This is a genomic window from Neobacillus paridis, from assembly GCF_016765675.1.
GTDB classification, from domain to species: Bacteria; Bacillota; Bacilli; order Bacillales; family Cytobacillaceae; genus Neobacillus; species Neobacillus paridis.
In genome coordinates, this window is the sequence record NZ_JAESWB010000280.1 from 1 (window position 1) to 589 (window position 589).

At 58.6% G+C, this 589-nt stretch carries 1 protein-coding gene; it reads right to left on the reverse strand.

The features are described 5' to 3' along the window. Positions 1–161: 161 nt before the first annotated feature. Positions 162–589 (reverse strand): hypothetical protein (locus tag JK635_RS18635; protein ID WP_202655455.1); only part of this gene is annotated, 428 nt, incomplete at its 5' end.

Genomic DNA, 589 nt, shown 5'->3' on the forward strand with positions numbered 1-589 from the left:
CTCCCGGCCCCAGGCGAAACCGCGCCAGAGCTTACTGAAATAGTACGCCCCTTAGCTGAATAAGCACGTGAAAGATCAAACAGTGATCACCCGGACTTTGGCGTACCTGCTGTCTGTCGGCGCCAATACGAACCGGGCGCCATGTTTTGGAAGGAAGTAACCTATCGCTCCACAATGGCTTTAGCTTTGGCTAACGCCCGGGCATAGACCGCCGAAGCAAAATCGTTCCCAACTGCGTACCGGCCGTTCACCTCTTTCTTGCACAGTCGCTGCTCAGCCTGTTTTAGCTTTCCGCACTCAAGGTGGGCCAGGTTGCGGTCACGTTTTACTCTGGCTTTCGCCACGCCATACTCAGTCTTGGCCTTGCGTTTTCCCGCTGCAGCTGCTTTTTCCTGGTCCTTCTTTGACGCTGGGGGCTGCTCGCGGGCACGGGTAAGCGCCAGCTTGGCTTCTTCTTCGGCGGCATCGCGCTTGCCGTCGGCCTGGATAGTGCATGCCTTGGCGGCCGGGCCGGCATGCTTTGCGCATTCCAGCTGGTCCGCCTTGCTGACGGAGGCAATCCTGGCCATGGCGGCTTCGTAATCTTTCC